Consider the following 24,164-nt stretch of genomic DNA (forward strand, 5'->3'; position numbering starts at 1 on the left):
TAGGTAAGCGCTAGAGGCTGCTTTGGCCTAAATCCTGCGCGGCCGCCGCGCCGTGCAGTACCGCGCCCTCCAGCGTGGCGGGGTAGGGCCCTGCCACGTAGTCGCCGCAGGCCTGCAGGCCAGGCGCAATCACGCGCGGCGGGCGCGCCAGGGCGGGCGTGCAGGCAAAGGTGGCGCGCTTTTCCACCACCGTCTGCACCGCGCGCAGGCCGGGCAGGGCCAGGTCCTCGGCCGCCTGGGCCAGCACGTCGCGCTCCAGCGCGGTGCGCTCGCCCTCGAAGGCGCTGACCACGAACGCCAGCAGCCCGGCCGGGCCGCCCAGCAGCGCGCGGTCGAAGACGAACTGCGCGGGCCGCTGCGCGCGCGCGCGCAGCGCCAGCATGGGGCGGGGCAGCAGCGGGGTGCGCGCTCCCGGCAGTTCGGCATACACGGTGGCGATGGCGCCAAAGCGCAGTGCCTGCGCACCGGCGGCCCAGGTCCGCAGGGCGGGACGCTGGGGCGCGGGCACGGCGGCTTCGGCCACCAGGCGGGCGGACTCGGTGCTGCTGGTGGCCAACAGCACGGCGTCGAACGCGCAGCCGTCCACGCGCCAGCCGGCCTCGTCGCGTGCGAGTGCCTGCACGCGTTGGCCGCGGTGCACCGCGTGGCCGCGCTGCTGCAGCCACTGCGCGGCGGGCTCGGGGAACAGCGCGCCCAGGTCGGTGCGCGGCAGCAGCAGGTGGGAGCCGCCCCGGCCGGCGAACAGGCTGTCGTGCAGCACACGCAGGAACACCTGGCCGCAGGAATCTTGCACGGACGTGTTCAACGCCGACACGCACAGCGGCGCTATGAACTCGTCCACCAGCCGCTGCGGCAGGCCTGCGCACAAGTCCGCCACGCTGGCGCCCGGCGCGCACCGGAATCCCGCCAGCCGCCAGCGTGCGGCGCGCGCCAGCAGGGCCGCACGCTCGCGCAGGCTCCAGCCGCGTGCGCGGGCGATGCCGGCCAGCGCATCCCAGGGCGGCGGGGCATCGGGCAGGGCCAGGCCGCTGCCATCGGGGAACACCAGGGCCAGCGGCAGGCGCAGCAGGGCGGAGTCGGGCGTGACGCGCACGGCGCGCATCAGGCGCAGGCATTCGGCATAGGCGCCGATGAGGATGTGCTGGCCGTTGTCCAGCACCAGGGGCGAGCCGTCCGCGCGCTGGCCGGCCACGGCGCGCGCGCGCCCGCCCAGGGTGCGGCTGGCCTCGAACACGCTGACCGCGTGGCCCGCCTGGGCCGCATGCACGGCCGCGGCCATGCCGGCCCAGCCGGCGCCGACGATGGCAACCTTCACATCATCCCCAGCGCCTGCACCTTCCAGGCCAGCCAGAACTTGCGCAGCGGCGTGAGGCTGGTGCGCTGGTGCAGTACCTGGAAGTTGTCGGCCTCGATCTCGCGCAGCAGCGTGCGGTAGATGCTGGCCATCATCAGGCCGGGCTTCTGCGCGCGCCGATCCACGTCGGGCAGCAGCGCCAGCGCCTGGTCGTAGAAGAGGTGCGCGCGCTCGGCCTGAAAGCGCATCAGCGTGGTGAAGCGCTCGGAGTACTCGCGCTTGGTGATCTCGTGCGCCTTCACATCGAACTGCTGCAGCTCGGAAATGGGCAGGTAGATGCGCCCGCGCATGGCGTCCTCGCCCACGTCGCGGATGATGTTGGTGAGCTGGAACGCCAGGCCCAGCTTGTGCGCGTACTGCGTGGTGCGCTCATCTTGCTGGCCGAAGATGCGCGCCGCCACCTCGCCCACCACGCCGGCCACCAGGTGGCAGTAGCGCGCCAGACCCGCGAAGTCCAGGTAGCGCGTCTGCTCCAGGTCCATCTGGCAGCCCTCGATCACGGCCAGCAGGTGGCGCTGTTCGATGCCGTAGGCGGCCGCATGCGGCATCAGCGCCTGCATCACCGGGTGGCTGGGTTGCCCGGCAAAGGCCTTGGCCACCTCGCCCTGCCACCAGGCCAGCTTGGCCTGGGCCACGCTGGCTTCGGAGACTTCGTCCACCACGTCGTCCACCTCGCGGCAAAAGGCGTAGAAGGCCGTGATGGCCGTACGCCGCTCGCGCGGCAGGAAGAGGAAAGCGTAGTAGAAGCTGCTGCCGGAGGCGGCGGCCTTTTGCTGGACGTACTGTTCAGGACTCATGGGGGCGTGATTCTCCCATGGCCCTGGGCGGGGCTCGCGGGGGAAACATGCGCGGCGCAGGGCCTGAGCGCTGCGCCGCCGCAACGTCACGGGCCAGACGTGGAAATGTCATGCCGCTGTCGTGGCGCCGGCCCACCATGCCTGTTCATGATGCGCGACGATGCCTTCCTGAACGCCTGGAAATCCTCGGCGGCCCGGCCGCCGGACGACCCAGCGGATGATGCATGCGACCCGGCGCGCCCCCCGCTGCGCTACCGCACGCTCTGGATCTCCGACCTGCACCTGGGCACGCCCGGCTGCCAGGCGCAGGCGCTGCTGGACTTTCTCAAGCACACCGAGTGCGAGACGCTGTTCCTGGTGGGTGACATCATCGACGGCTGGCAACTGCGCCGCCAGTGGTACTGGCCGCAGGCGCACAACGACGTGGTGCAGAAGCTGTTGCGCAAGGCCCGCAAGGGCACGCGCGTGATCTTCATCCCCGGCAACCACGACGAGTTTGCGCGCCGTTATGTGCAGCTCAACTTCGGCGGCGTTGCCGTCGCCGAGGACTGGGTGCACGAGACGGCCGACGGCCGCGCACTGTGGGTGATCCATGGCGACCTGTTCGACGGCGTGATCCAGTGCGCCAAGTGGCTGGCCCATGTGGGCGACTCGCTCTACGAATTCACGCTCAAGCTCAACCGGCACCTGAACACCCTGCGCGCGCGCCTGGGGCTGCCGTACTGGTCGCTGTCCAAATATCTCAAGCTCAAGGTCAAGCGCGCCGTGAGCTACGTGGGCGACTTCGAGAACGCGGTGGCGCGCGAAGCGCGCAAGCGCGGCCTGCACGGCGTGGTGTGCGGGCACATCCACCATGCGGAGCTGCGAGACATCGACGGCATCCTGTATGCCAACGATGGCGACTGGGTGGAAAGCCTCAGCGCGCTGGCCGAGCACGCCGATGGGCGCCTGGAGATCCTGCACTGGGCGCAGCACATGCCCGTGCAGCGCAAGAGCGGCGCAGAACTACCGCAACCCATTCCTGTCACTACCGATTGAAGTCCATGGCGCCTGAAGCTGCCCCGTTGGTCGAGCTGATCTATTTCAATGCCGGGGGCGGACACCGCACCTCCGCGCTGGCGCTGGAAGCGGCCATCGCCCGCGCCGGGCTGCCGTGGCAGGTGTGCCGCACCAATCTCTTCGAGGTGCTGGACCCGAACGCGCGCTTTCGCCAGTGGACGGGCATGGAGCCGGAAGACGTCTACAACAAGCGCCTGGCCCGGGGCTGGACGCTGGGGCTGACGCACGAGTTGCGCCTGCTGCAGGGCATGATCCGCTGGAGCCACCAGCGGCTCATGCAGTCGCTGCGCCGGCACTGGGCGGCACGCCGGCCGGCGATGGTGGTGTCGCTGGTGCCCAACTTCAACCGCGCCATGGCCGACGCGCTGGAGCAGGCCCTGCCAGGCGTGCCCTACGTCACGGTGATGACCGATCTGGCCGACTGCCCGCCCAGCTTCTGGATGGAGCCGCAAACCCAGCAGATCGTGGTCTGTGGCTCGCCTTATGCCGTGGACCAGGCGCGCGCTGCGGACTTTCCGCCCCACCGCATCTGGGAAACCTCGGGCATGGTGCTGAGTGCGCAGTTCCATGCGCCGGTGGACCAGGATCGTGCCGCCGAGCGGGCGCGGCTGGGGCTGGACGAGCGTCCCGTGGGGCTGGTGCTTTTCGGCTCCGAGGGTTCCAGGGAGATGGTGACGATAGCCCGCCGCTTGACGGACACCCCGCTGATCCTGGCGTGCGGGCGCAACGCGGCCCTGGCGCAGGATCTGCGGGTACTGCGCCGCAACGCGCCTACCGTGGTGCTCGAATACACGCGCGAGATGGCGCGCGTCATGCAGCTGGCGGACTTCTTCATCGGCAAGCCGGGCAGCGGCAGCCTGAGCGAGGCGGTGCACATGGGGCTGCCGCCCATCGTCACGCGCAATGCGTGGACCATGCCGCAGGAGCGTTACTGCACGGAATGGGTGGGTGAGCAGGGCCTGGGACTGGTGTTGCCGAGCTTCCGGTCCATCGCATCGGGCGTGCAGGCCCTGCTGGCCGACCTGCCGCGCTACCAGGCCGCGACGCGGCGCATGCACAACCGTGCGGCGGCCGAAGTGCCGCAGGCGCTGGCGCAGATCCTGCGCCATGCGCAGGCCCGCGCCGAATGGGCCGGGCGCTGGGTGGCCTGAGGGTTGCACGCGCGCCGCGCGATGCGGTGATGGGGGGCCATTGACCCCCGCGCGCTCGCGCTGCTGCAGCGGGTGGGGCGGCCCCTTACATGCGCGCGGCGCGCGCCAGCATGCGGGGCCAGTCGAGCGTGCCCAGCCGCGGCCGCGCGAGCAGGCTGGCGCCATCCAGCGCCTGCACCTTGTCCAGAATGCGCAGACCGCCCTGCACGACCAGGCGCAGCTCCCACCCCACACGGCCGGGCAGCCGGTGTACCAGGGGGCTGCCCTGGAGCATGAGAGCGCGGGCCCAGGCGGCGCAGTCCAGCACCAGCCGGTCGCTGGCGGCGGAGCGGCGCTGCGCCGCGAGGTCCGCGCGCGCCACGCCATGGGTGGCGCAGTCGGCATCGGTGAGGTAGTGGCGCCCGCGGGGCAGGTCCACGCTCAGGTCCTGCCAGAAGTTGATGAGCTGCAGCGAGCTGCAGATGGCGTCGCTCTCGCGCAGTGCGTCCTGCCCGTGCTCGCCATACAGGTGCAGCAGCAGACGCCCCACGGGATTGGCCGAGCGGCGGCAGTAGTCCAGCAGCGCGGCGCGGTCGGGGTAGGTGGCGCCGGCCTCGGTCAGGGTGACGTCCTGCATGAAGGCGTCCAGCAGATCATCCAGCAGCGGCACCGGCAACTGGTGGCTGTGCAATACCGCCTGCAGCGGCCCGAAGACGCTGGCCCAGCGGGGCTCGGGTGCCTGGCCGCTCGCCACTGCCTGTAGTTCGGTGCGGTAAGCGCGCAGGTCCGCCAGGCGCTCGGCTGCGCAGGCTGTGCCCTCGTCGGCAATGTCGTCGGCCGTGCGCGCAAACGCGTAGATCGCGGCGATCGGCGGGCGCAGCCGTGGCGGGCACAGCAGCGAAGCCACGGGAAAGTTCTCGTAGTGCGTGACCGGCGGCGCCTCGGCGGGCGCGGTGCGCGGATCGCGCAGGGGGGCGGGGGACTCGGGATGCTTCACGCGGCCATTGTCGTGCTTGACAAGAGCGACCGGCCTCTCATAGATTACTAACCAGTCAGTCAGTAATTTGGCATACCGGATGTTTCCATGACCCACCCTGTCGCACAGCGCGCCGCGGGCCTGCCGGGCCCGTCTTCATTGCAACCCCGCCGCGGGGTTTTTTTGTGGCCGCCGCGTGGCGGCGTGGCGGGTGCTGCACTGGTGCTGGCCGTGGCTGCCTTGGCGCTGGCGGGATGTTCGCGCCGCGAGCCGGCGCCAGAGCCGGTGCGCGCGGTGAAACTGCTCACCGTCGGCGTGGCGCCCCTGCAGATGCACCTGGAATACGCGGGCGAAGTGCGCGCGCGCGTGGAATCGCGCCTGGGTTTTCGCGTGGCCGGCAAGATCGTGCAGCGCCAGGCCGAGCTGGGCCAGCGCGTGCAGGCCGGCCAGGTGTTGGCGCAGCTGGATCCGCGCGACTATGAGCTGGCTGCGCAGGCCGCGCGCGCCCTGGTGGCGTCCGCCACCACGCAGCGTGATTTGGCCGCGGCGGATTTCGAGCGCTTTTCCAAGCTGCGCGCGCAGAACTTCATCAGCGGGGCGGAGCTGGACCGCCGCCAGGCTCAGCTGAAGGCCGCGCAGGCTTCGCTGGACCAGGCGCGCGCGCAGCTCGCTTCCCAGGGCAACCAGACCGAGTACACGCGCCTGGTGGCGGATGCGCCGGGGGTGGTGACGTCGGTTGACGCCGAGCCCGGCCAGGTGGTGTCTGCGGGCACGCCGGTGGTGCGCATTGCTCGCGACGGCCCGCGCGACGCGGTGTTCTCGGTGCCGGAGGACAAGGTGGGCCAGTTGCGCGCAGGGCAGGCCGTGCAGGTGCGCGCCTGGTCGGGCGACGCGCTGCTGCAGGGCCGGGTGCGCGAGGTGGCGGCCAGCGCCGATCCGGTGACGCGCACCTTCCTCGTGAAAGTGGCGGTGGAGGGCGCGGACGTGCCGCCGCTGGGCTCCACCGTGTATGTGGCGCCGCAGGTGCTGGCGCGGGGCGGCGTGCCGGCGATCAAGCTGCCCACCAGCGCCCTGCGCCAGGAGGGCGGCCAGACGGTGGTGTGGGTCTATGAGGCCAAGGACGGCAGCGCCACCGGCACCGTGCGCCTGCAGCCGGTGCAGATCGCCACGGCCGACGGCAACGAGGCCGTGATCGCCGCCGGCCTCACCCCCGGCATGCAGGTGGTGGCCACGGGCGTGCATGTGCTGGCCCCGGGGCAGGTGGTGACGGTTTACAAGCCAAAAACGGCTCCAACGCCCGAAGGACAAGCGCTACCAGCTATTAATAATGAAGCGCCAGCGGCCTCCGCTGCCGCTCGCTGAGGAGCCGCCCCATGCAGCAGACGCAGCCCAAGCAGGGCTTTAACCTGTCGCGCTGGGCGCTGGAACATGCCGCGCTCACGCGCTACCTGATGGTGGTGCTGATGGTGCTGGGCATCGCCGCGTACTTTCAGCTGGGGCAGGACGAGGACCCGCCCTTCACCTTCCGCGCCATGGTGGTGCGCACCTACTGGCCCGGCGCCACGGCGCAGCAGGTGGCCGAGCAGGTGACGGACAAGATCGAGCGCACCCTGCAGGAGGTGCCCTACGCCGACAAGATCCGCAGCTACAGCAAGCCGGGCGAGTCGCAGATCATCTTCGAGCTCAAGGACTCGTCCAAGCCGGCGGAGGTGGCCAACATCTGGTACCAGGTGCGCAAAAAGGTGGGTGACATGCGCTACCAGCTGCCGGGCAATATCCAGGGGCCGTTCTTCAACGACGAGTTCGGCGACGTGTACGGCGTGATCTACGCCCTGCAGGGTGAGGGCTTCAGGTATGCCGAGCTGAAGGACTTCGCCGACGACGTGCGCCAGCAGCTGCTGCGCGTGAGGGACGTGGCCAAGGTCGAGCAGTTCGGCGTGCAGGACGAGCGCGTCTGGGTCGAGGTCTCGCAAAAGCGTCTGGCGCAGCTGGGGCTGGACTTCAACGCGGTGTTGCAGCAGCTGGGTGCGCAGAATGCGGTGGAGAGCGCGGGCGCGATCCAGTCGCCGCAGGACGTGGTGCAGGTGCGCGTGGGCGGGCAGTTCACCAGCGTGGAGCAGCTGCGTGACATGCCGATCCGCGGCGGCTCTGGAGCCCAGCTGCGCCTGGGCGACATCGCCGAGGTGCGAAGGGGCTATGTCGATCCGCCGGGGGTGAAGGTGCGCTTCCAGGGGCACGAGGTCATCGGCCTGGGCATCTCCATGGCCAAGGGTGGCGACATCATCCGGCTGGGCAAGGCGCTGCGCGCTGCAGCGGCCGACATCCAGGCGCGGCTGCCGGCCGGCGTGCAATTGCACCAGGTACAGGATCAGCCGGCGGCCGTGGCCGATTCGGTGGGCGAGTTCATCAAGGTGCTGATCGAGGCCGTGGTGATCGTGCTGGCCGTGAGCTTCATTTCGCTGGGGCTGCACAAGGGCGGGCGTTTTGGCTGGCACGTGGACTACCGGCCGGGGCTGGTGGTGGCGATCACCATCCCGCTGGTGCTGGCCGTGACCTTCCTGGCCATGCACTATTTGGGAATAGGGCTGCACAAGGTGTCGCTGGGGTCGCTCATCATCGCGCTGGGGCTGCTGGTGGACGACGCCATCATTGCCGTGGAGATGATGGTGCGCAAGATGGAGGAGGGCTACGACAAGGTGCGCGCGGCCACGTTTGCGTATGACGTGACGGCCAAGCCCATGCTCACCGGCACGCTCATCACGGCCGCGGGTTTCTTGCCCATCGGCATCGCCAAGTCGGTCACGGGCGAATACACCTTCGCGATCTTCGCGGTGACGGTGATTTCGCTGGTGCTGTCGTGGATCGTGTCGGTCTATTTCGTGCCCTACCTGGGCACGCTGCTGCTGAAGGTGAAGCCGCATGCGCCCGATGCGCCGCCGCCCGAGGTGTTCGACACGCCGCTCTACCATCGCTTCCGGCACATGGTGGACTGGTGCGTGGCGCACCGGTGGATCACCATCGGTGCCACCATCGGCATCTTTGCGCTGGGGCTGATGGGCATGGGGCGCGTGCAGCAGCAGTTCTTCCCCGACTCCAGCCGGCCGGAAATCATGGTGGACCTGTGGTTCCCCGAGGGCACCTCCTTCGCAGCCAACGAGGCCGTGGTGCGCCGGGTAGAGCAGCGGCTGATGGAGCAGGAAGGCGTGGCCAGCGTGGCCGCGTGGGTGGGTTCGGGCGCCCCGCGTTTTTACCTGCCGCTGGACCAGGTGTTCCCCCAGCCCAACGTATCGCAGTTCATCGTGCTGGCCAAGAGCCTGCCCGAGCGCGAGTCGCTGCGCCTGCGCCTGCCCCGGTTGTTGGCCGAGGAGGTCCCCGAGGCACGCGGCCGCGTGAAGCTGCTGCCCAACGGCCCGCCCGTGCCCTACCCGGTGCAGTTCCGCGTGGTGGGCAGCGACCCGGCCGTGCTGCGCGAGCGCGCCGACGAGGTGAAGGCGCTGATGCGCGGCAACGCCAACCTGATCGGCGTGAACGACAACTGGAACGAGTCGGTCAAGGTGGTTCGCCTGGAGGTGGACCAGGACAAGGCGCGCGCGCTGGGAGTGACCAGCCAGTCCATCGCCCAGGCTTCGCGCATCATGTTCAGCGGCTCCACGGTGGGGCAGTACCGCGAGGGCGACAAGCTCATCGAGATCGTGCTGCGCCAGGCGCAGGACGAGCGCGAGGCGATCTCCGACATCGGCAACGCCTACCTGCCCACGGCTTCGGGCCGCTCCATTCCGCTCACGCAGATCGCCAGGCCCGTGTTTACCTGGGAGCCGGGGGTGATGTGGCGCTGGAACCGCAACTACGCCATCACCGTGCAGGGCGACCTGGTGGAGGGGCTGCAGGGCGCCACCGTCACGGCGCAACTGCTGCCCGAGCTGCGCGCGCTGGAGGCCCGCTGGCAGGCGGCCGGTGAGAACGGCGTGCGCATCGAGGTCGCGGGTGCGGTGGAAGAGAGCAGCAAGGGCTCGGCCTCCATCGTGGCGGGCGTGCCCGTCATGCTGTTCATCGTGTTCACGCTGCTGATGCTGCAGCTGCACAGCTTCAGCCGCTCCGTGCTGGTGTTCCTCACCGGCCCGTTGGGGATTGCGGGAGTGGCGGCGGCGCTGCTGCTGCTGAACCGGCCCTTCGGCTTTGTGGCGCTGTTGGGGGTTATCGCTCTCATGGGCATGATCCAGCGCAATTCGGTGATCCTGATCGACCAGATCGAGCTCAACCGTGCGGCCGGCGTGCCCGCGTGGGACGCGATCGTGGCGGCGGCCGTGTGGCGCCTGCGGCCCATCGTGCTGACGGCGGCGGCGGCGGTGCTCGCCATGATCCCGCTGTCGCGCAGTGTGTTCTGGGGGCCTATGGCTGTGGCCATCATGGGTGGACTGGTCGTGGCCACGGTGCTCACGCTGCTGGCACTGCCCGCGATGTACGCCGCGTGGTTTCGTGTGCGGCGGCCCGATCCCGGAGCGCCGATAACCGATTCCATTTAAAGGCGGGCCGCAACAGGGTAAAATCTGCCGTTTGACCTATTTCACCGGGGTGGCCTGCTGTGCCTGCCATCCGGGTGGCTTTCAGAACTGCGCGGGTGGCGAAATTGGTAGACGCACCAGGTTTAGGTCCTGACGCCAGCAATGGTGTGGGGGTTCGAGTCCCCCCCCGCGCACCAACGTGAGACTTTGGCGGAACGTGGTGCAGGCTTGCACTGCAAGTCGGCACGGTCCACATCCAGACACTAGGAACAACCATGGCCGTAACTGTTGAAACCCTTGAAAAGCTTGAGCGCAAGATCACGCTGAGCTTGCCCCTGACCACGATCCAGACCGAAGTGGACGCGCGCCTCAAGCGCCTGGCCCGTACGGTGAAGATGGATGGTTTCCGTCCCGGCAAGGTCCCTATGAGCGTAGTGGCTCAGCGTTACGGCTATTCGGTGCAATACGAAGTGCTGAACGACAAGGTGGGCGAGGCGTTTGCACAGGCCGCCAATGAAGCCAACCTGCGCGTGGCAGGCCAGCCCCGCATCACGGAGAAGGACGGCGCGCCTGAAGGCGAAGTGACTTTCGAGGCCGTGTTCGAGGTGTTCCCCGAGGTCAAGATCGGCGATCTGTCCACCGCGGAAGTCGAGAAGCTCTCCGCCGAAGTGACCGACAGCGCCATCGACAAGACCTTGGACATCCTGCGCAAGCAGCGCCGTACCTTTGCACAGCGTGCCCTGGCCGCTGCTGCAGAAGACGGCGATCGCGTGACGGTGGATTTCGAGGGCAAGATCGACGGCGAGCCCTTCCAGGGCGGCAAGGCCGAGGACTTCCAGTTCCTGGTGGGCGAGGGCCAGATGCTCAAGGAATTCGAAGACGCAGTGCGCGGCATGAAGTCGGGCGAGAGCAAGACCTTCCCCCTGGCCTTCCCCGAGGACTACCACGGCAAGGACGTGGCTGGCAAGACGGCTGACTTCATGGTGACCGTCAAGAAGATCGAAGCGGCCCACCTGCCCGAGGTGAATGAGCAACTGGCCAAGTCGCTCGGCATTGCCGACGGCACGGTGGAAGGCTTGCGCGCCGACATCAAGAAGAACCTGGAGCGCGAAGTCAAATTCCGCCTGCTGGCCCGCAACAAGCAAGCCGTGATGGACGCTCTGGTGTCCAAAGCGGAACTGGATCTGCCCAAAGCCAGCGTGCAGGCTGAAATTGCCCGCCTGCTGGAGGCTGCACGCGCTGACCTCAAGCAGCGCGGCATCAAGGACGCCGACAAGGCCGAAATCCCCGAGGACGTGTTCCGCCCTCAGGCCGAGCGCCGCGTGCGCCTGGGCCTGGTGGTCGCCGAACTCGTGCGTGCCAATAACCTGCAGGCCAAGCCGGAGCAGTTGAAGGCCCACGTGGACGAGCTGGCTGCCAGCTACGAGAAGCCTGAGGACGTGGTGCGCTGGTACTTCAGCGACCGCAATCGCCTGGCTGAGGTGGAAGCCGTGGTCATCGAGAACAATGTGACCGACTTCGTGCTGGGCCAGGCTAAGGTGAACGACAAGGCCGTGTCCTTCGATGAACTGATGGGCCAGGCCTGAGTAGCTGGCCCTTGCCCCGGGCTTTGACCCAGGGGTGAGGACGAAACCCGGCGGGGCTTGTGCTTTGCGGCACAAGCGCCAATTCATTTTCTGGGTACAGTATCCGCCTGACTGGAGAAACGTATGAGCGCATTGGAAACGCAAGCCCTGGGCATGATCCCCATGGTCATTGAGCAGTCCGGCCGCGGCGAGCGGTCCTACGACATTTATTCGCGCCTGTTGAAGGAGCGCGTGATCTTCCTGGTGGGTGAGGTCAATGACCAGACTGCCAACCTGGTGGTTGCGCAGCTGCTGTTCCTTGAGAGCGAGAACCCGGACAAGGATATTTCGTTCTACATCAACTCCCCGGGGGGCAGCGTGACGGCGGGCATGGCCATCTATGACACCATGCAGTTCATCAAGCCGGATGTGTCCACGCTGTGCTGCGGCTTTGCGGCGAGCATGGGGGCTTTCCTGCTGGCTGCAGGGGCCAAGGGCAAGCGCTATTCGCTGCCCAACTCCAAAATCATGATCCACCAGGTGCTGGGCGGCGCCCGCGGACAGGCGACGGATATCGAGATCCACGCCCGCGACATTCTGCGTACCAAGGATCAGATGAACCGCATCCTGGCGGAGCGCACGGGACAGCCCATCGAGAAGGTGAAGGCGGATACCGAGCGGGACTATTTCATGACCGCGGACGAAGCCAAGGATTACGGCATCGTGGACCAGGTCATTGCCAAGCGCCCCTGAGTTTTGGCCGGCGCGCGCGGCGTTTCCCCCTGTGGGAAACGCCGTTTTTATTTCGTTATCATCTTGACAACATCCCCAGTCATAAGGCATTGCCCCCATGGCCGAGAAAAAAGGCTCCTCCAGCGAAAAAACCCTTTACTGCTCTTTTTGCGGTAAAAGCCAGCATGAAGTAAAGAAGCTGATCGCCGGTCCGTCGGTCTTTATCTGCGACGAGTGCATTGACCTGTGCAACGAGATCATCCGTGATGAGCTGCCCACCGGCGATGCCGGACGCGAAGGCCGCGGAGATCTGCCTACGCCTGCGGAAATCAAGACCAACCTCGATCATTACGTGATTGGCCAGGAAAAGGCCAAACGTACGCTGGCCGTCGCCGTGTACAACCACTACAAGCGCCTGCGCCACAAGGACAAGGCCGGTAAGGACGAGGTGGAACTGTCCAAGAGCAACATCCTGTTGATCGGCCCTACGGGGTCGGGCAAGACGTTGCTGGCGCAGACCTTGGCGCGGCAGCTCGATGTGCCTTTCGTGATGGCTGACGCCACCACGCTGACGGAAGCCGGCTATGTTGGAGAGGACGTGGAGAACATCGTCCAGAAACTCCTGCAAAGCTGCAACTACGATGTGGAACGTGCCCAGCGGGGCATTGTCTACATCGACGAAATCGACAAAATTTCGCGCAAATCCGACAACCCCAGTATTACGCGGGATGTCTCAGGTGAAGGTGTGCAGCAAGCGCTGCTCAAGCTCATCGAGGGGACCATGGCGAGCGTGCCTCCACAAGGTGGACGCAAGCATCCCAATCAGGATTTTCTGCAGATCGATACCACCAACATTCTGTTCATTTGTGGTGGTGCGTTTGCTGGGCTGGAAAAGGTCATTGAGAACCGTACTGAAGCTTCCGGTATTGGCTTTGGCGCGGCAGTGCGTAGCAAAAAGCAGCGTTCTTTGACCGAGGTGTTTCAGGATATCGAGCCTGAGGACCTCATCAAATTCGGCCTGATTCCAGAGTTGGTGGGTCGCATGCCCGTGGTCACAGCGCTGGCCGAACTGAGCGAGGACGCGCTGGTGCAAATCCTCACCGAGCCCAAAAACGCCTTGGTCAAGCAGTACAGCAAGTTGCTGGCGATGGAAGGCGTTGAGCTGGAAATTCGTCCCGCTGCGTTGAAGTCCATCGCGCGAAAAGCCATCGCACGCAAGACGGGTGCCCGCGGCTTGCGCTCCATTCTTGAGCAAGCGTTGATTGGCACCATGTTTGACTTGCCCAACGTCTCCAACGTGGAAAAGGTGGTGGTGGACGAGGCCACCATCGAAGAGAACAAGGCCCCTTTGCTGGTTTATCGCGAGGCCGCCAAGACCGCCTGAAAGCCGTGTGTCGCCGGGAGTCGCGCGCGTTAGTGATGCGCCCCGGCGAGCCATGTTGCTAACACCTGGGTGCAGATGCTGCCGGGTTGAAAAATGTGGTCCATGGACCATATTCCATGGAACTACTAGAGGATTGCCCCATGTCCGGACACACACCCCTGCCCGATACGCCCCTGGATCTACCACTGTTGCCTTTGCGCGATGTGGTGGTCTTTCCTCACATGGTGATTCCGCTGTTTGTGGGGCGTCCCAAGAGCATCAAGGCGCTGGAAGCCGCCATGGATGCCGATCGACGAATCATGCTGGTTGCGCAAAAAGCAGCCGCCAAGGATGAACCGCAGGTTTCGGATATGTTCGAAGTCGGTTGCATATCCACCATCCTGCAGATGCTGAAGCTTCCCGATGGCACGGTGAAGGTGCTGGTGGAGGGGCAGCAGCGCGCCCACGTTCGCATGGTGCATGAATCGGACGTTCACTTCACGGCGACGGTTGAGCCCATGCAGGCATCCGCTGAGGACGCCGCTTCGAGTGAAATTGAAGCGCTACGCCGGGCGGTAATGCAGCAGTTTGATCAGTACGTCAAACTGAACAAGAAGATTCCCCCTGAGATTCTGACTTCCATTTCGGCCATCGACGATCCGGGGCGGCTGGCTGACACCATTGCCGCGCACTTGCCGCTCAAGCTGGAGAACAAGCAGGTTGTTCTCGACTTGGCAGGCGTCAAGCAGCGTCTGGAGAATCTGTTCGAGCAGTTGGACCGCGAAGTGGATATCCTCAATGTGGATAAGCGCATTCGCGGTCGCGTGAAGCGCCAGATGGAGAAAAACCAGCGGGACTTCTATCTCAACGAACAGGTCAAGGCGATCCAGAAAGAACTGGGCGAAGGCGAAGAAGGCGCGGATCTTGAGGAGATCGAGAAAAAGATCAAGGCCGCGCGCATGCCGGTCGAAGCGCGCAAGAAGGCGGAAGGCGAGCTGAAAAAGCTCAAGCTCATGTCTCCTATGTCTGCCGAAGCCACTGTGGTTCGCAACTACATTGATGTGCTCACGGGACTGCCCTGGAGCAAGAAGTCCAAGGTCAAGCACGATCTTGCCCATGCAGAGGCTGTGTTAAACGAGGACCACTATGGCCTGGAAAAGGTGAAAGACCGGATCCTGGAATATCTCGCCGTGCAGCAGCGGGTGGACAAGGTGAAGGCGCCCATCCTGTGCTTGGTCGGCCCACCGGGTGTGGGCAAGACTTCGCTCGGTCAGTCCATTGCAAAGGCAACGGGGCGCAAATACGTGCGTATGGCGCTGGGGGGGATGCGTGACGAAGCAGAGATCCGGGGTCACCGTCGTACCTACATTGGGGCGATGCCAGGCAAGGTGTTGCAGAGCCTGGGCAAGGTGGGGGCGCGCAATCCGTTGTTCCTGCTCGATGAAATTGACAAACTAGGCATGGACTTTCGAGGTGACCCCTCGAGCGCGTTATTGGAAGTCCTCGATCCTGAGCAGAACCACAAGTTCGGCGACCACTATGTAGAGGTCGACTTCGACCTTTCCGATGTCATGTTTGTCGCGACTTCGAACTCGATGAACATCCCGCCGGCGCTACTTGATCGCATGGAGGTGATACGTCTTTCCGGATATACCGAGGACGAAAAAACCAACATTGCCATCAAGTATTTGCTCCCCAAGCAGATGCAAAACAATGGCGTGAAAGACGCCGAGTTGCAGGTCACGGAATCCGCCGTACGGGACATTGTGCGCTACTACACGCGTGAAGCGGGCGTCCGCTCCCTAGAGCGCGAACTCTCCAAAATCTGCCGAAAAGTGGTCAAGGCAATCCAGCTCAAGAAGCTGACGGCTCCCGTGGAGGTGTCGGCGGACAACTTGCCTGAATACTTGGGAGTGCGCAAGTACACCTACGGTCGCGCGGAACAGCAGAACCAAGTGGGACAAGTGGTTGGCCTGGCATGGACCGAAGTCGGCGGGGATCTGCTCACGATCGAGGTCGCGACCATGCCCGGCAAAGGCAACATCCTTCGCACAGGATCGCTGGGCGATGTCATGAAGGAGTCGGTCGAAGCGGCCCGCACAGTAGTACGTAGCCGTGCGCGCTTACTTGGTATTCGCGATGAGGCGTTCGAGAAGCGAGATCTTCATATCCACGTGCCCGATGGTGCGACCCCTAAAGATGGTCCTAGCGCCGGCATTGCGATGACGACGGCGATCGTTTCTGCGCTGACCGGAATACCGGTCCGCGCAGATGTTGCGATGACGGGGGAGATCACATTGCGCGGAGAGGTCACAGCAATTGGTGGGCTCAAGGAGAAACTTTTGGCGGCATTGCGTGGAGGGATCAAGACGGTGTTGATTCCTGAAGAAAACGTAAAAGACCTCCAGGAAATTCCAGACAACGTCAAGATGGGGCTGGAGATCATTGCTGTGAAGTGGATCGACAAGGTGCTGGAGATAGCACTCGAGCGCAAGCCTGTTGCATTGGCAGAGGACGACGGTGCCCAAACCGTGACGGTGCCTGCACCCGCCGATGTGTCACGGGGCTCCGTGAAACATTGATGGAAAAAACTTTGCACTATTCTTGGAGCCCGCGAAAAGTACTCTATAATTTCACTTATCGACGCTAAACATGCTACAGTGTGAGGCTTAGATAAATGCGGGAATAGCTCAGTTGGTAGAGCGCAACCTTGCCAAGGTTGAGGTCGTCGGTTCGAGACCGATTTCCCGCTCCATATCCAAGAAAAGAGGAGGCAATGCTTCCGCTTTTCATCAAGGCGCAAGACCTGGCGCGGTAGCAAAGCGGTTATGCACCGGATTGCAAATCCGTTTAGCCCGGTTCGACTCCGGGCCGCGCCTCCAGATGGTGTTATGTAGAGGAGGCGCAAGCTTCTTCAAAGGGTCAATTGGAAGCCTAATGGTGGAAAATTGATGCTACAATCAAAGTCTTTCCGGTACCAGTTGGTGGCGGAAAATGCGGGAATAGCTCAGTTGGTAGAGCGCAACCTTGCCAAGGTTGAGGTCGTCGGTTCGAGACCGATTTCCCGCTCCAAAATTTGAAAGGGAAGCTACGGCTTCCCTTTTTTATTGGTCGAAGTGCTGGTGCAAGAAGTCGGTTCGTCTGTGGTGTTGCGCAACAATGCCGGCCCCGCTACTCTGTCTTCATGGCTTGCATACCGACCGGCGCCCCGATGGTGAAATTGGTAGACACTGCGGACTTAAAATCCGCCGCTTCCTGAGAAGGGGCGTGCCGGTTCGACCCCGGCTCGGGGCACCATCTGGATTCGCTATGTCACATTACAACGCTCCCTTTGAAATCCACGTCCATGGTCAAGTGCAATTGCGTGCTGATGTGGACTTCAATCAGCTTCAGGAAGCACTCAAGCCATTGTGGAAGTACGCTGGTGCGCGTTCTCTCGCGGATGGGGCTTCGAGCGCCTATGAGGAGGAGCCGGGCATACAGTTCGATGCCAAGGAGCACATTCTGCAGATGTGCTGGACGGTGCGTGGCGACGAAGACTTCCGCCAGTCTTTGGATGAAATGTGCATGAGTCTCAATGAATTGGCCGAGCAGGGCGCAGCCATCGAGGTGACGTTCTATGATGCCGAGTTCGATGAGGATGAGGCACCCGAGGACGAAGAGGCGCGTGATGATTTCGTGATGCTGTTTGTGGGGCCCACTCCCGCCGCCATCATGCAAGTACAACGTGACCTTCTTGTGCAAGATGTGGTCAATCTGATGGAGCGGCACTTCGACGGCTCCGAGCTCGGTGGCGTTGTCTCAGAGATTGACAAGCTCTTCTCTCAACGTTTTGATGCGCTGGTGAGTTCGCTTGAAATTGGTAAACCGCCACGAGGTCCGGGTGGCAGCGGGCATGGCGGCGGACGCCGGCCGCGTCACCTTCACTGACGTGCTCGACAAATCTTTGTATCGGACACCATGGCGTGAGTTGCAGTGCTCCCCTCGCACGGTATAGAAGAGGCTTTCGACGCGTGCCCACAATAGCGTCATGACCACAACCTATTCGGATGAGCTTCTGGCACAGGTGGCGGCGCTGCCACCTTTGCCAGGGGTGTACCGCTACTTCGATGCACAGAATGTCTTGCTATATGTCGGCAAGGCGCGCAACCTGAAAAAGCGGGTCAGCAGCTACTTCAGCAAGCAGCACGGAGGCACGCGCATTGGCCATATGGTGGGCAGAATTGCGCGGCTGGAAACGACGGTGGTGCGCTCCGAGGCCGAAGCGCTTCTGCTGGAAAATAATCTCATCAAGTCCCTGGGCCCGAAGTACAACATTCTTTTTCGGGACGACAAGAGCTACCCTTATCTCAAGATCACCGGTGTCTCGGCAAAGGACGGTACGGGGGATGCTCCGGGACAGTGCTACCCGCGCATGGCGTATTACCGCGGGGCAGTGGATAAACGTCACCGATACTTCGGTCCTTACCCTGGCGCATGGGCCGTCAAAGAGAGCATTCAGCTACTGCAGAAGGTTTTTCGGTTGCGTACTTGTGAAGACACGGTGTTTGCGAATCGCACGCGTCCCTGCTTGCTGTACCAGATCAAACGCTGCTCCGCTCCGTGTGTGGGTTTGATTTCCCCAACGGCCTATGCAGCAGATGTCCGCAGTGCGGAGTCGATGCTGCTGGGTGAAACCCAGGAACTGCTTCAAACGCTGGAAGAACGCATGCTCGCGTACGCCGAGAAGCTGGAGTTTGAACAGGCTGCCGAGGTCCGCAACCAGATCACGGCACTCGCACGTGTGTTGCACCAACAAGCGGTGGAGACGGCATCGGACAAGGACGTGGACATACTCGCCGTTAAAGTGGCTGGCGGCCGTGCCTGCGTCAACCTGGCGATGGTGCGCGGTGGCCGGCACCTTGGCGACAGGCCTTACTTTCCGGTTCACGTAGAGGAAGCGACAGGTGTCTTCCAACTGGAAACGCGCGAGGATGCCCCGGATAACCTGATGGTAGAGGAGGCTGGCGGACTCGAGCAGTCGGTGCCGGCGCAGATCCTTGCTGCGTTCATTGCGCAGCACTACCTTGGGGTACCCTTGCCACCGACACTGATCACGAACGAGCCAGTCGACCCCGCATTGCTTTGGGTGCTGGCACAGCAGACGGGGGTGCGAGCGACAGTCGTCCACCAGCCGCGCGAACAACGGCGAATCTGGCTGGAAATGGCGGAGCAGAACGCACAGATTCAGTTGGCACGGTTGCTGGCGGAGGAGGGTTCCCAGCGGGCGCGCACGCGTGCCCTGGCGGAAGCGCTGGATCTGGAGGCAGAGAGCTTGGATGACCTCACCATCGAGTGTTTCGACATTTCGCACACTGCAGGGGAGGCGACCCAGGCTTCCTGCGTGGTTTTTCATCACCACAAAATGCAAAGTGGCGAGTACCGGCGTTTCAAAATCGAGGGCATTACCCCGGGCGATGACTATGCAGCTATGCGTCAGGTACTCATGCGTCGCTACAGCAAGGTTGCCGAAGCACAGCGTGAGGCAGGGGAGCGGAGGTGACAAATGCCCCGCGCTTGCCGGACCTGGTGCTGGTGGACGGTGGCAAGGGGCAAGTAAGCATGGCGCGCGATGTGTTCCAGGAACTGGGCCTGGATATCTCACGCATCGTTGGTGTCGAAAAGGGGAGGGCCGCAAGGTGGGGCTGGAAGAACTGGTCTTTGCGGATGGACGCGACAAAGTCTATCTGGGGCGAGACTCGGCTGCGCTGATGCTCGTGGCGCAGATCCGTGACGAGGCCCACCGCTTCGCCATCACCGGAATGCGCGCCGCTCGTGCAAAAGTACGCGTAGGCGGCAGCCGATTGGAAGATATACCCGGTGTGGGGCCTAAAAAACGGGCAAGGCTGCTTCAGCGCTTTGGCGGCGTGCGCGGCGTGGCAGATGCCAGCGTGGACGACCTCGCCACGGTCGAGGGCATATCTCACGACTTGGCAGAAGAGATCTATCGCGCGCTGCGCTGACCCGGTTGACGGCCCGGGGCATTGCCGCGCGTGCCACAATTGGCACCCATGTTTTTCACTATTCCCACCATCATGACTTGGACGCGCATTGTCGCGATACCCTTGATCGTGGGAGTGTTCTATGCGCCGCTGGACCCTGCGATGCGCAACCTCATCGCCACGGTGATGTTCATCGTTTTTGCGGCCACCGATTGGCTCGATGGGTTTCTTGCACGCAAGCTCAACCAGACCTCCGCGTTCGGGGCGTTTCTGGATCCCGTGGCTGACAAGTTCTTGGTATGTGCGTCGCTATTGGTACTCGTGCATATGCAACGTGCCGATGTGTTCGTGGCACTCATCATCATCGGCCGCGAAATCGCTATCAGTGCCTTGCGGGAATGGATGGCGCAGATCGGGGCGAGCAAGAGTGTGGCCGTGCACATGATCGGCAAGCTCAAGACCACGGTGCAGATGATTGCCATTCCTTTCCTGTTGTATGACGGGCAGTTGTTTGGCGTCATTGACACGGGTGTGTGGGGTACCTGGCTGATCTGGGGCGCCGCAGTGCTGACGGTGTGGTCCATGGTTTATTACCTGCAAAAAGCACTGCCAGAAATTCGAGCGAGAGTCCGTTAAGTTTCTTGCTGCTGCTGGGAGAGCCTTGTGTCAAAAGGGTTCATTGCTATATATGACATAGCAAGGCAATCCGCGCCCACATGGAGACGGCTGGTGGCGGCAACTCGGCACCGCAGGGCGAAAGTGCTTGTCAATACGGAATGCGCCTAGCGCGCAAGGTCGAAACAAAAGCGGTGCTCGAATCCGGGACGGGGATCAAATACGACTAGAATTCGCTCCCACGCTGTCGCCCACGCGGTACGTCTTATTGACACCCTACAGTGCGATGGCTTTAATCTGACACAGCAATTTCTGACGCTGCTTCAGTTCCCTCCGCCTCTGCCTTTCGGACCGCTTCCGTTGCAGGGGGCGCGGAGGCCAGATTTGCATAAAGACATTCATCCACTCTTTTCCCGAGAGGCTTCTTGTGAATAAAACCGAATTGATTGAGCACATCGCCAACAACGCTGATATCTCCAAGGCTGCAGCTGCGCGCGCACTGGAGTCCACGATCGAAGCGGTTAAGAAGACTCTCAAGAAGGGCGGCACGGTGTCGCTCGTCGGTTTCGGCACATTCGCCGTCGGCAAGCGCGCTGCGCGCACTGGTCGTAATCCCCGCACGGGGGCTACGATTAAAATCAAGGCTGCTAAAGTTCCAAAGTTCCGTCCAGGCAAAGCACTGAAAGATGCTTTGAACTGATTGTGAAATATGGGGGGTGCTTAGCTCAGTTGGTAGAGCGGCGCCCTTACAAGGCGTAGGTCAGCGGTTCGACCCCGTTAGCACCCACCACCCCATTCAAAGGCGAACGCAAGTTCGCCTTTTCTTTTGCAGCTGTTGAAAGATTGACCATGTTCGAATCCATCCGCAAGCACTCCAAGATCGTCATGTTCTTGTTGTTCTTGCTGATCATCCCGTCGTTCATCCTCGTGGGTATCGACAGCAACTATTTCAGCGGAGGAAGCCCGGTGGTAGCGCGGGTCGATGGCAAGGACATCACCCAAGCCGACTGGGACAACGCCCACCGTATGGAGAGTGATCGAATCCGCGCTCAGTCGCCAGGTATCGACGCCAAGCTGCTGGATTCACCGCAGGCACGCTATGCCACGTTGGAGCGGCTGGTGCGTGACCGCGTGCTGCAAGTCGCGGCGCAGGACATGCACATGCTGACCAGCGATGCGCGGTTGGCACGCGAGCTGCAGAGCATTCCGCAGATAGCGGCGTTGAAACGAGCTGACGGCACGCTGGATGCCGAAGCCTATCGCGCCCTGGCTGGTGCGCAGGGACTCACCCCTGAGGGGCTTGAAGCACGCATCCGGCAGGACTTGTCGGTCAACCAGGTCATGGGCGGTGTCATGGGTTCAGCATTCAGCGGCCCGGCGGAAGCACGTTTGGCACTGGATGCACTGTTCCAGCGCCGTGAAATCCAAATCGCTCGTTTCAATGCTTCGGCGTTTGTGTCCAAGGTCGTGGTGACGGATGCCGACCTGGAGGCCTATTACACCGCCCATCCTGCGAAATTCCAGCAGGCTGAACAAGCGTCAGTGGAGTATGTGGTGCTTGACCTTGATGCCGTGAAAGCGGGAATCACGCTCAGCGAAGATGACCTGCGCACCTATTACAAGGAAAACCTGAATCGCCTCGCGGGCAAGGAGGAGCGTCGCGCAAGTCACATACTGATCAACGCCAGCAAGGACGCCCCTGCGGATGCGCGCACCCAGGCCAAGGCCAAGGCGGAGGAACTGCTCGCGCAGGTACGCAAAGCGCCGGGCAGCTTCGCGGAGATTGCCAAAAAGGAGTCGCAGGACCCGGGCTCAGCACCGTCCGGCGGTGACCTCGGTTTTTTTGGCCGGGGAGCCATGGTCAAACCCTTTGAAGACGCCGTTTTTTCCATGAAGAAGGGGGAGATCAGCGACGTAGTGGAAACCGACTTCGGCTTCCACATCATCCTGCTTTCCGATATCAAGACTCCGCGCCAGCCTAGTTTCGAGGAGCTGCGCCCCTCGCTCGAGGCAGAACTCAAGCAGCAACAGGCCCAACGCAAGTTCGCCGAAGTGGCCGAGGCGTTTGCCAATGGTGTGTATGAACAGGCGGACAGCCTGCAACCCGTCGCCGACAAGCTCAAGCTCAAGATTCAGACGGCCGACGGGGTTACCCGTACTCCGGCTGCGGGCGGCGCGGGGCCGCTTGCCAACGCACGCTTCCTGGAGGCGCTGTTCCAGTCGGACTCGCTGCAGAACAAGCGCAATACCGAGGCTATCGAGATCGGTACAAGTGTGCTGGCAGCCGGCCGCGTTACGGCATACCAGCCCGCCATGACGCTGCCGCTGGACAAGGCGCGCGACCAGGTGCGCGCGATCTATATCGCCGAGAAGTCCGCTGAACTTGCGCGGCAGGAAGGCCAAGCCAAACTGACCGCTTGGAAGGCCGCGCCGGACGCAGCCTCCGGGTTGACTGCTGCGTTGACGGTGTCGCGGGACCGGCTGCAGGATCAACCTCGTTCCGTGGTGGATGCCGCCTTGCGTGCCAATGTGGACCAACTCCCGGCCTGGACAGGTGTGGACCTTGGTGCGCAGGGCTATGCCGTGGTGAAAATCAACCGCGTCGTTCCCCGGGACGGTGTGGACGACGCTCGTGCGCGTATGGAGCGAGAGCAATACTTGCAATCGTGGGCGTCGGCCGAGGCGCTAGCGTATTACGATTTGCTCAAGCAGCGTTTCAAGGTCCAGATCAAGGCCCCCCGACCGGTGGCCCAGGCAGAGCTACAAAACTAAGCCGGTTACCTCAGCGGGTAGATTTATCAGGCTATAATTCAAGGCTACGGTGGCTGTAGCTCAGTTGGTAGAGTCCAGGATTGTGATTCCTGTCGTCGTGGGTTCGAGTCCCATCAGCCACCCCAAATAACAAAGGCCCCCGCAGCGCAAGCTGCGGGGGCCTTTGCATTCAACAAGGTTGGTGTGACCGGTGGCCTGACTGAAGAGGCACTCCCGAACAGCAGACTGATCGTGCCGGAAGTCGTTCGCCTGCATACGGTTTTGTCCGACGGGAGTGCCAAGTGCAAAGGCACTACAACCAGCACAAAGGATGCCCCATGCCAGCAACCCCCGCCCCTCAACCGGTCCCGCCCGTCCCGCCAAATCCCGGCGAGGTGCCGCCGCGACCTATTCCCATTGATCCGCCCGACAATACGCCGCCCATCGAACTACCCGGTGACCCTATGCAAGAACCAAGCTAGTGGAGCCTGCAGGTGGTTTAACCCGGCAAGTTGGCTGGTATTTCCTCGTTGGGCTGCCGCGGTGGCGAGGCCGGGGGTGGGGCCGGTGGCAAATCACCGGGCGGGCGCGGTAAGTCGTCTGGCACAGTGTGCAGCGGGTGTTCTGTCGGGTCCTGGGGCGTCATGGCGTGAGTCCTGGGAAGGGGGCGGGGTACCAAAGGTTGCTCTGCACAGTCGCACCGCACACTATCCTCCCGCCCCTTGAGGCAGATAAGCTGGCATGCGTTGGTGCGGCTCCCGAGGCTTCTTGAGCGGGGTCACACGTGGAATGGGCCCCGCCGGGTCGAGGATCAACCGCGAAGGTATGCCCGCAGTTGCGGGAGCCAGCTCGGCTTCCAGCCGTGCAATGCGCTGCCGGTACATCCGTGCCAGTGCAGCATGGTGTTCGGCAGCGTTTTCGTGTTCGAATGCCCCCATTCGCGCCTCATTCAGGCTGGTCTCGAGACGGTGGGCATACATGGCAGCGGGATCAAAGAGGCGCTTGAGCATGGTCTTCTCCTGTGAAGGGGTAGCAAGACCATAGAGCGCGCAACGCGCTGTAGGGTGTCGGACGGCGTCCCGCATTTCCGCCCGACAGTGGCACTTCGGCCGCAGAGAGACGTCTTCTCCAGGATGCGGATGCACACTCGAAGCCCGGACGAGTTCACATAACGCCTTGAAAGCCGCACAGATGCTACGTTTCGTACTTTCGATTTTGAAAAGTACCATCATTTTCGGTGCGTCTCGTTTGTGGCGCTTAGGACACGCTATGAGACGGCTTTAATGGTAGTGATTCTTTCGGTGGTCTCGGGCAGGGGCGGTAGTATCCGGTAACAACC

General features: G+C 63.3%; 16 protein-coding genes, 7 tRNA genes and 1 pseudogene. 20 read left to right on the forward strand and 4 right to left on the reverse strand.

What is annotated here, in order from left to right; translation table 11 throughout:
- Positions 1–10: 10 nt before the first annotated feature.
- Together hpnE and hpnD are read right to left on the reverse strand one after the other, a co-directional pair.
- Positions 11–1,315, reverse strand: coding sequence for a hydroxysqualene dehydroxylase HpnE (hpnE, locus tag HND92_RS06880; RefSeq protein ID WP_172206597.1), 1,305 nt, complete (start codon positions 1,313–1,315; stop codon positions 11–13).
- Positions 1,312–2,151: a presqualene diphosphate synthase HpnD gene (gene hpnD / locus HND92_RS06885; RefSeq protein ID WP_011804634.1), complete on the reverse strand. Its 840-nt coding sequence runs from the start codon at positions 2,149–2,151 to the stop codon at positions 1,312–1,314. Before hpnD ends, hpnE begins: the two co-directional genes overlap by 4 nt.
- Before the next feature lie 147 nt (positions 2,152–2,298).
- Here hpnD and HND92_RS06890 point away from each other — a divergent pair, with 147 nt between their 5' ends.
- The gene (locus HND92_RS06890; RefSeq protein ID WP_011804635.1) at positions 2,299–3,189 is read left to right on the forward strand and encodes a UDP-2,3-diacylglucosamine diphosphatase; all 891 of its coding nucleotides are present in this window, start codon (positions 2,299–2,301) and stop codon (positions 3,187–3,189) included.
- A 5-nt stretch (positions 3,190–3,194) separates the two neighbouring features.
- Complete coding sequence (locus HND92_RS06895; protein ID WP_172206598.1) at positions 3,195–4,361, forward strand: glycosyltransferase; 1,167 nt, start codon at positions 3,195–3,197, stop codon at positions 4,359–4,361.
- Between the two features lie 85 nt (positions 4,362–4,446).
- On the opposite strand, the gene hpnC is transcribed toward HND92_RS06895, so the two are convergent.
- Entirely contained in the window at positions 4,447–5,337 is an 891-nt protein-coding gene (gene hpnC / locus HND92_RS06900; protein WP_172206599.1) for a squalene synthase HpnC, read from the reverse strand.
- 87 nt (positions 5,338–5,424) lie between these two features.
- On the opposite strand from hpnC, the gene HND92_RS06905 reads away from it, so the two are divergent.
- From HND92_RS06905 to HND92_RS06990, 18 genes and pseudogenes are all read left to right on the forward strand, one after another.
- Positions 5,425–6,678: an efflux RND transporter periplasmic adaptor subunit gene (locus HND92_RS06905; protein WP_172206600.1), complete on the forward strand. Its 1,254-nt coding sequence runs from the start codon at positions 5,425–5,427 to the stop codon at positions 6,676–6,678.
- Between the two features lie 11 nt (positions 6,679–6,689).
- A complete protein-coding gene (locus HND92_RS06910; protein WP_172206601.1) occupies positions 6,690–9,839 on the forward strand; it encodes an efflux RND transporter permease subunit in 3,150 nt (1,049 codons plus the stop codon).
- 89 nt (positions 9,840–9,928) lie between these two features.
- A tRNA-Leu gene (locus tag HND92_RS06915) sits at positions 9,929–10,015 on the forward strand.
- A gap of 78 nt (positions 10,016–10,093) precedes the next feature.
- Positions 10,094–11,404, forward strand: coding sequence for a trigger factor (tig, locus tag HND92_RS06920; protein ID WP_047351258.1), 1,311 nt, complete (start codon positions 10,094–10,096; stop codon positions 11,402–11,404).
- Between the two features lie 123 nt (positions 11,405–11,527).
- Entirely contained in the window at positions 11,528–12,136 is a 609-nt protein-coding gene (gene clpP / locus HND92_RS06925) for an ATP-dependent Clp endopeptidase proteolytic subunit ClpP (protein ID WP_015912823.1), read from the forward strand.
- 97 nt (positions 12,137–12,233) lie between these two features.
- Positions 12,234–13,499, forward strand: coding sequence for an ATP-dependent Clp protease ATP-binding subunit ClpX (clpX, locus tag HND92_RS06930; RefSeq protein WP_011804642.1), 1,266 nt, complete (start codon positions 12,234–12,236; stop codon positions 13,497–13,499).
- Between the two features lie 140 nt (positions 13,500–13,639).
- Positions 13,640–16,060: an endopeptidase La gene (lon, locus tag HND92_RS06935; RefSeq protein WP_172206602.1), complete on the forward strand. Its 2,421-nt coding sequence runs from the start codon at positions 13,640–13,642 to the stop codon at positions 16,058–16,060.
- A gap of 97 nt (positions 16,061–16,157) precedes the next feature.
- Positions 16,158–16,233 (forward strand) — tRNA-Gly (locus HND92_RS06940).
- 53 nt (positions 16,234–16,286) lie between these two features.
- Positions 16,287–16,360: transfer RNA gene (locus tag HND92_RS06945), tRNA-Cys, on the forward strand.
- A gap of 114 nt (positions 16,361–16,474) precedes the next feature.
- Positions 16,475–16,550 (forward strand) — tRNA-Gly (locus HND92_RS06950).
- A gap of 133 nt (positions 16,551–16,683) precedes the next feature.
- Positions 16,684–16,775 (forward strand) — tRNA-Leu (locus HND92_RS06955).
- 12 nt (positions 16,776–16,787) lie between these two features.
- Positions 16,788–17,408, forward strand: a complete 621-nt coding sequence (locus HND92_RS06960) for a DUF6806 family protein (protein ID WP_172206603.1) — start codon at positions 16,788–16,790, stop codon at positions 17,406–17,408.
- Positions 17,409–17,508: 100 nt separating this feature from the next.
- A pseudogene (gene uvrC / locus HND92_RS06965) lies at positions 17,509–19,480 on the forward strand (excinuclease ABC subunit UvrC).
- 48 nt (positions 19,481–19,528) lie between these two features.
- Positions 19,529–20,095: a CDP-diacylglycerol--glycerol-3-phosphate 3-phosphatidyltransferase gene (gene pgsA / locus HND92_RS06970; RefSeq protein WP_041836028.1), complete on the forward strand. Its 567-nt coding sequence runs from the start codon at positions 19,529–19,531 to the stop codon at positions 20,093–20,095.
- Between the two features lie 406 nt (positions 20,096–20,501).
- Complete coding sequence (locus HND92_RS06975) at positions 20,502–20,774, forward strand: HU family DNA-binding protein (RefSeq protein ID WP_011805814.1); 273 nt, start codon at positions 20,502–20,504, stop codon at positions 20,772–20,774.
- A gap of 14 nt (positions 20,775–20,788) precedes the next feature.
- Positions 20,789–20,864: transfer RNA gene (locus HND92_RS06980), tRNA-Val, on the forward strand.
- A 59-nt stretch (positions 20,865–20,923) separates the two neighbouring features.
- Positions 20,924–22,846 (forward strand): SurA N-terminal domain-containing protein, encoded by a 1,923-nt coding sequence (locus HND92_RS06985; RefSeq protein WP_015912839.1) that lies wholly within the window; start codon positions 20,924–20,926, stop codon positions 22,844–22,846.
- Between the two features lie 49 nt (positions 22,847–22,895).
- Positions 22,896–22,971, forward strand: a tRNA-His gene (locus tag HND92_RS06990).
- Between the two features lie 561 nt (positions 22,972–23,532).
- Here the strand turns inward: HND92_RS06990 and HND92_RS06995 are convergent.
- A complete protein-coding gene (locus HND92_RS06995; RefSeq protein WP_083766757.1) occupies positions 23,533–23,835 on the reverse strand; it encodes a hypothetical protein in 303 nt (100 codons plus the stop codon).
- Positions 23,836–24,164: the final 329 nt, after the last annotated feature.

Source organism: Diaphorobacter sp. JS3050 (assembly GCF_013154915.1).
Lineage (GTDB): Bacteria > Pseudomonadota > Gammaproteobacteria > Burkholderiales > Burkholderiaceae_C > Diaphorobacter > Diaphorobacter nitroreducens.

Bases quoted from the DNA above. Each gene is read 5' to 3' on its own strand.
- hpnD (WP_011804634.1), bottom strand. From the start codon at position 2,151: ATGAGTCCTGAACAGTACGTCCAGCAAAAGGCCGCCGCCTCCGGCAGC.
- HND92_RS06890 (WP_011804635.1), top strand. From the start codon at position 2,299: ATGATGCGCGACGATGCCTTCCTGAACGCCTGGAAATCCTCGGCGGCC.
- HND92_RS06895 (WP_172206598.1), top strand. From the start codon at position 3,195: ATGGCGCCTGAAGCTGCCCCGTTGGTCGAGCTGATCTATTTCAATGCC.
- HND92_RS06905 (WP_172206600.1), top strand. From the start codon at position 5,425: ATGACCCACCCTGTCGCACAGCGCGCCGCGGGCCTGCCGGGCCCGTCT.
- HND92_RS06910 (WP_172206601.1), top strand. From the start codon at position 6,690: ATGCAGCAGACGCAGCCCAAGCAGGGCTTTAACCTGTCGCGCTGGGCG.
- tig (WP_047351258.1), top strand. From the start codon at position 10,094: ATGGCCGTAACTGTTGAAACCCTTGAAAAGCTTGAGCGCAAGATCACG.
- clpP (WP_015912823.1), top strand. From the start codon at position 11,528: ATGAGCGCATTGGAAACGCAAGCCCTGGGCATGATCCCCATGGTCATT.
- clpX (WP_011804642.1), top strand. From the start codon at position 12,234: ATGGCCGAGAAAAAAGGCTCCTCCAGCGAAAAAACCCTTTACTGCTCT.
- lon (WP_172206602.1), top strand. From the start codon at position 13,640: ATGTCCGGACACACACCCCTGCCCGATACGCCCCTGGATCTACCACTG.
- HND92_RS06960 (WP_172206603.1), top strand. From the start codon at position 16,788: ATGTCACATTACAACGCTCCCTTTGAAATCCACGTCCATGGTCAAGTG.
- pgsA (WP_041836028.1), top strand. From the start codon at position 19,529: ATGTTTTTCACTATTCCCACCATCATGACTTGGACGCGCATTGTCGCG.
- HND92_RS06985 (WP_015912839.1), top strand. From the start codon at position 20,924: ATGTTCGAATCCATCCGCAAGCACTCCAAGATCGTCATGTTCTTGTTG.
- HND92_RS06995 (WP_083766757.1), bottom strand. From the start codon at position 23,835: ATGCTCAAGCGCCTCTTTGATCCCGCTGCCATGTATGCCCACCGTCTC.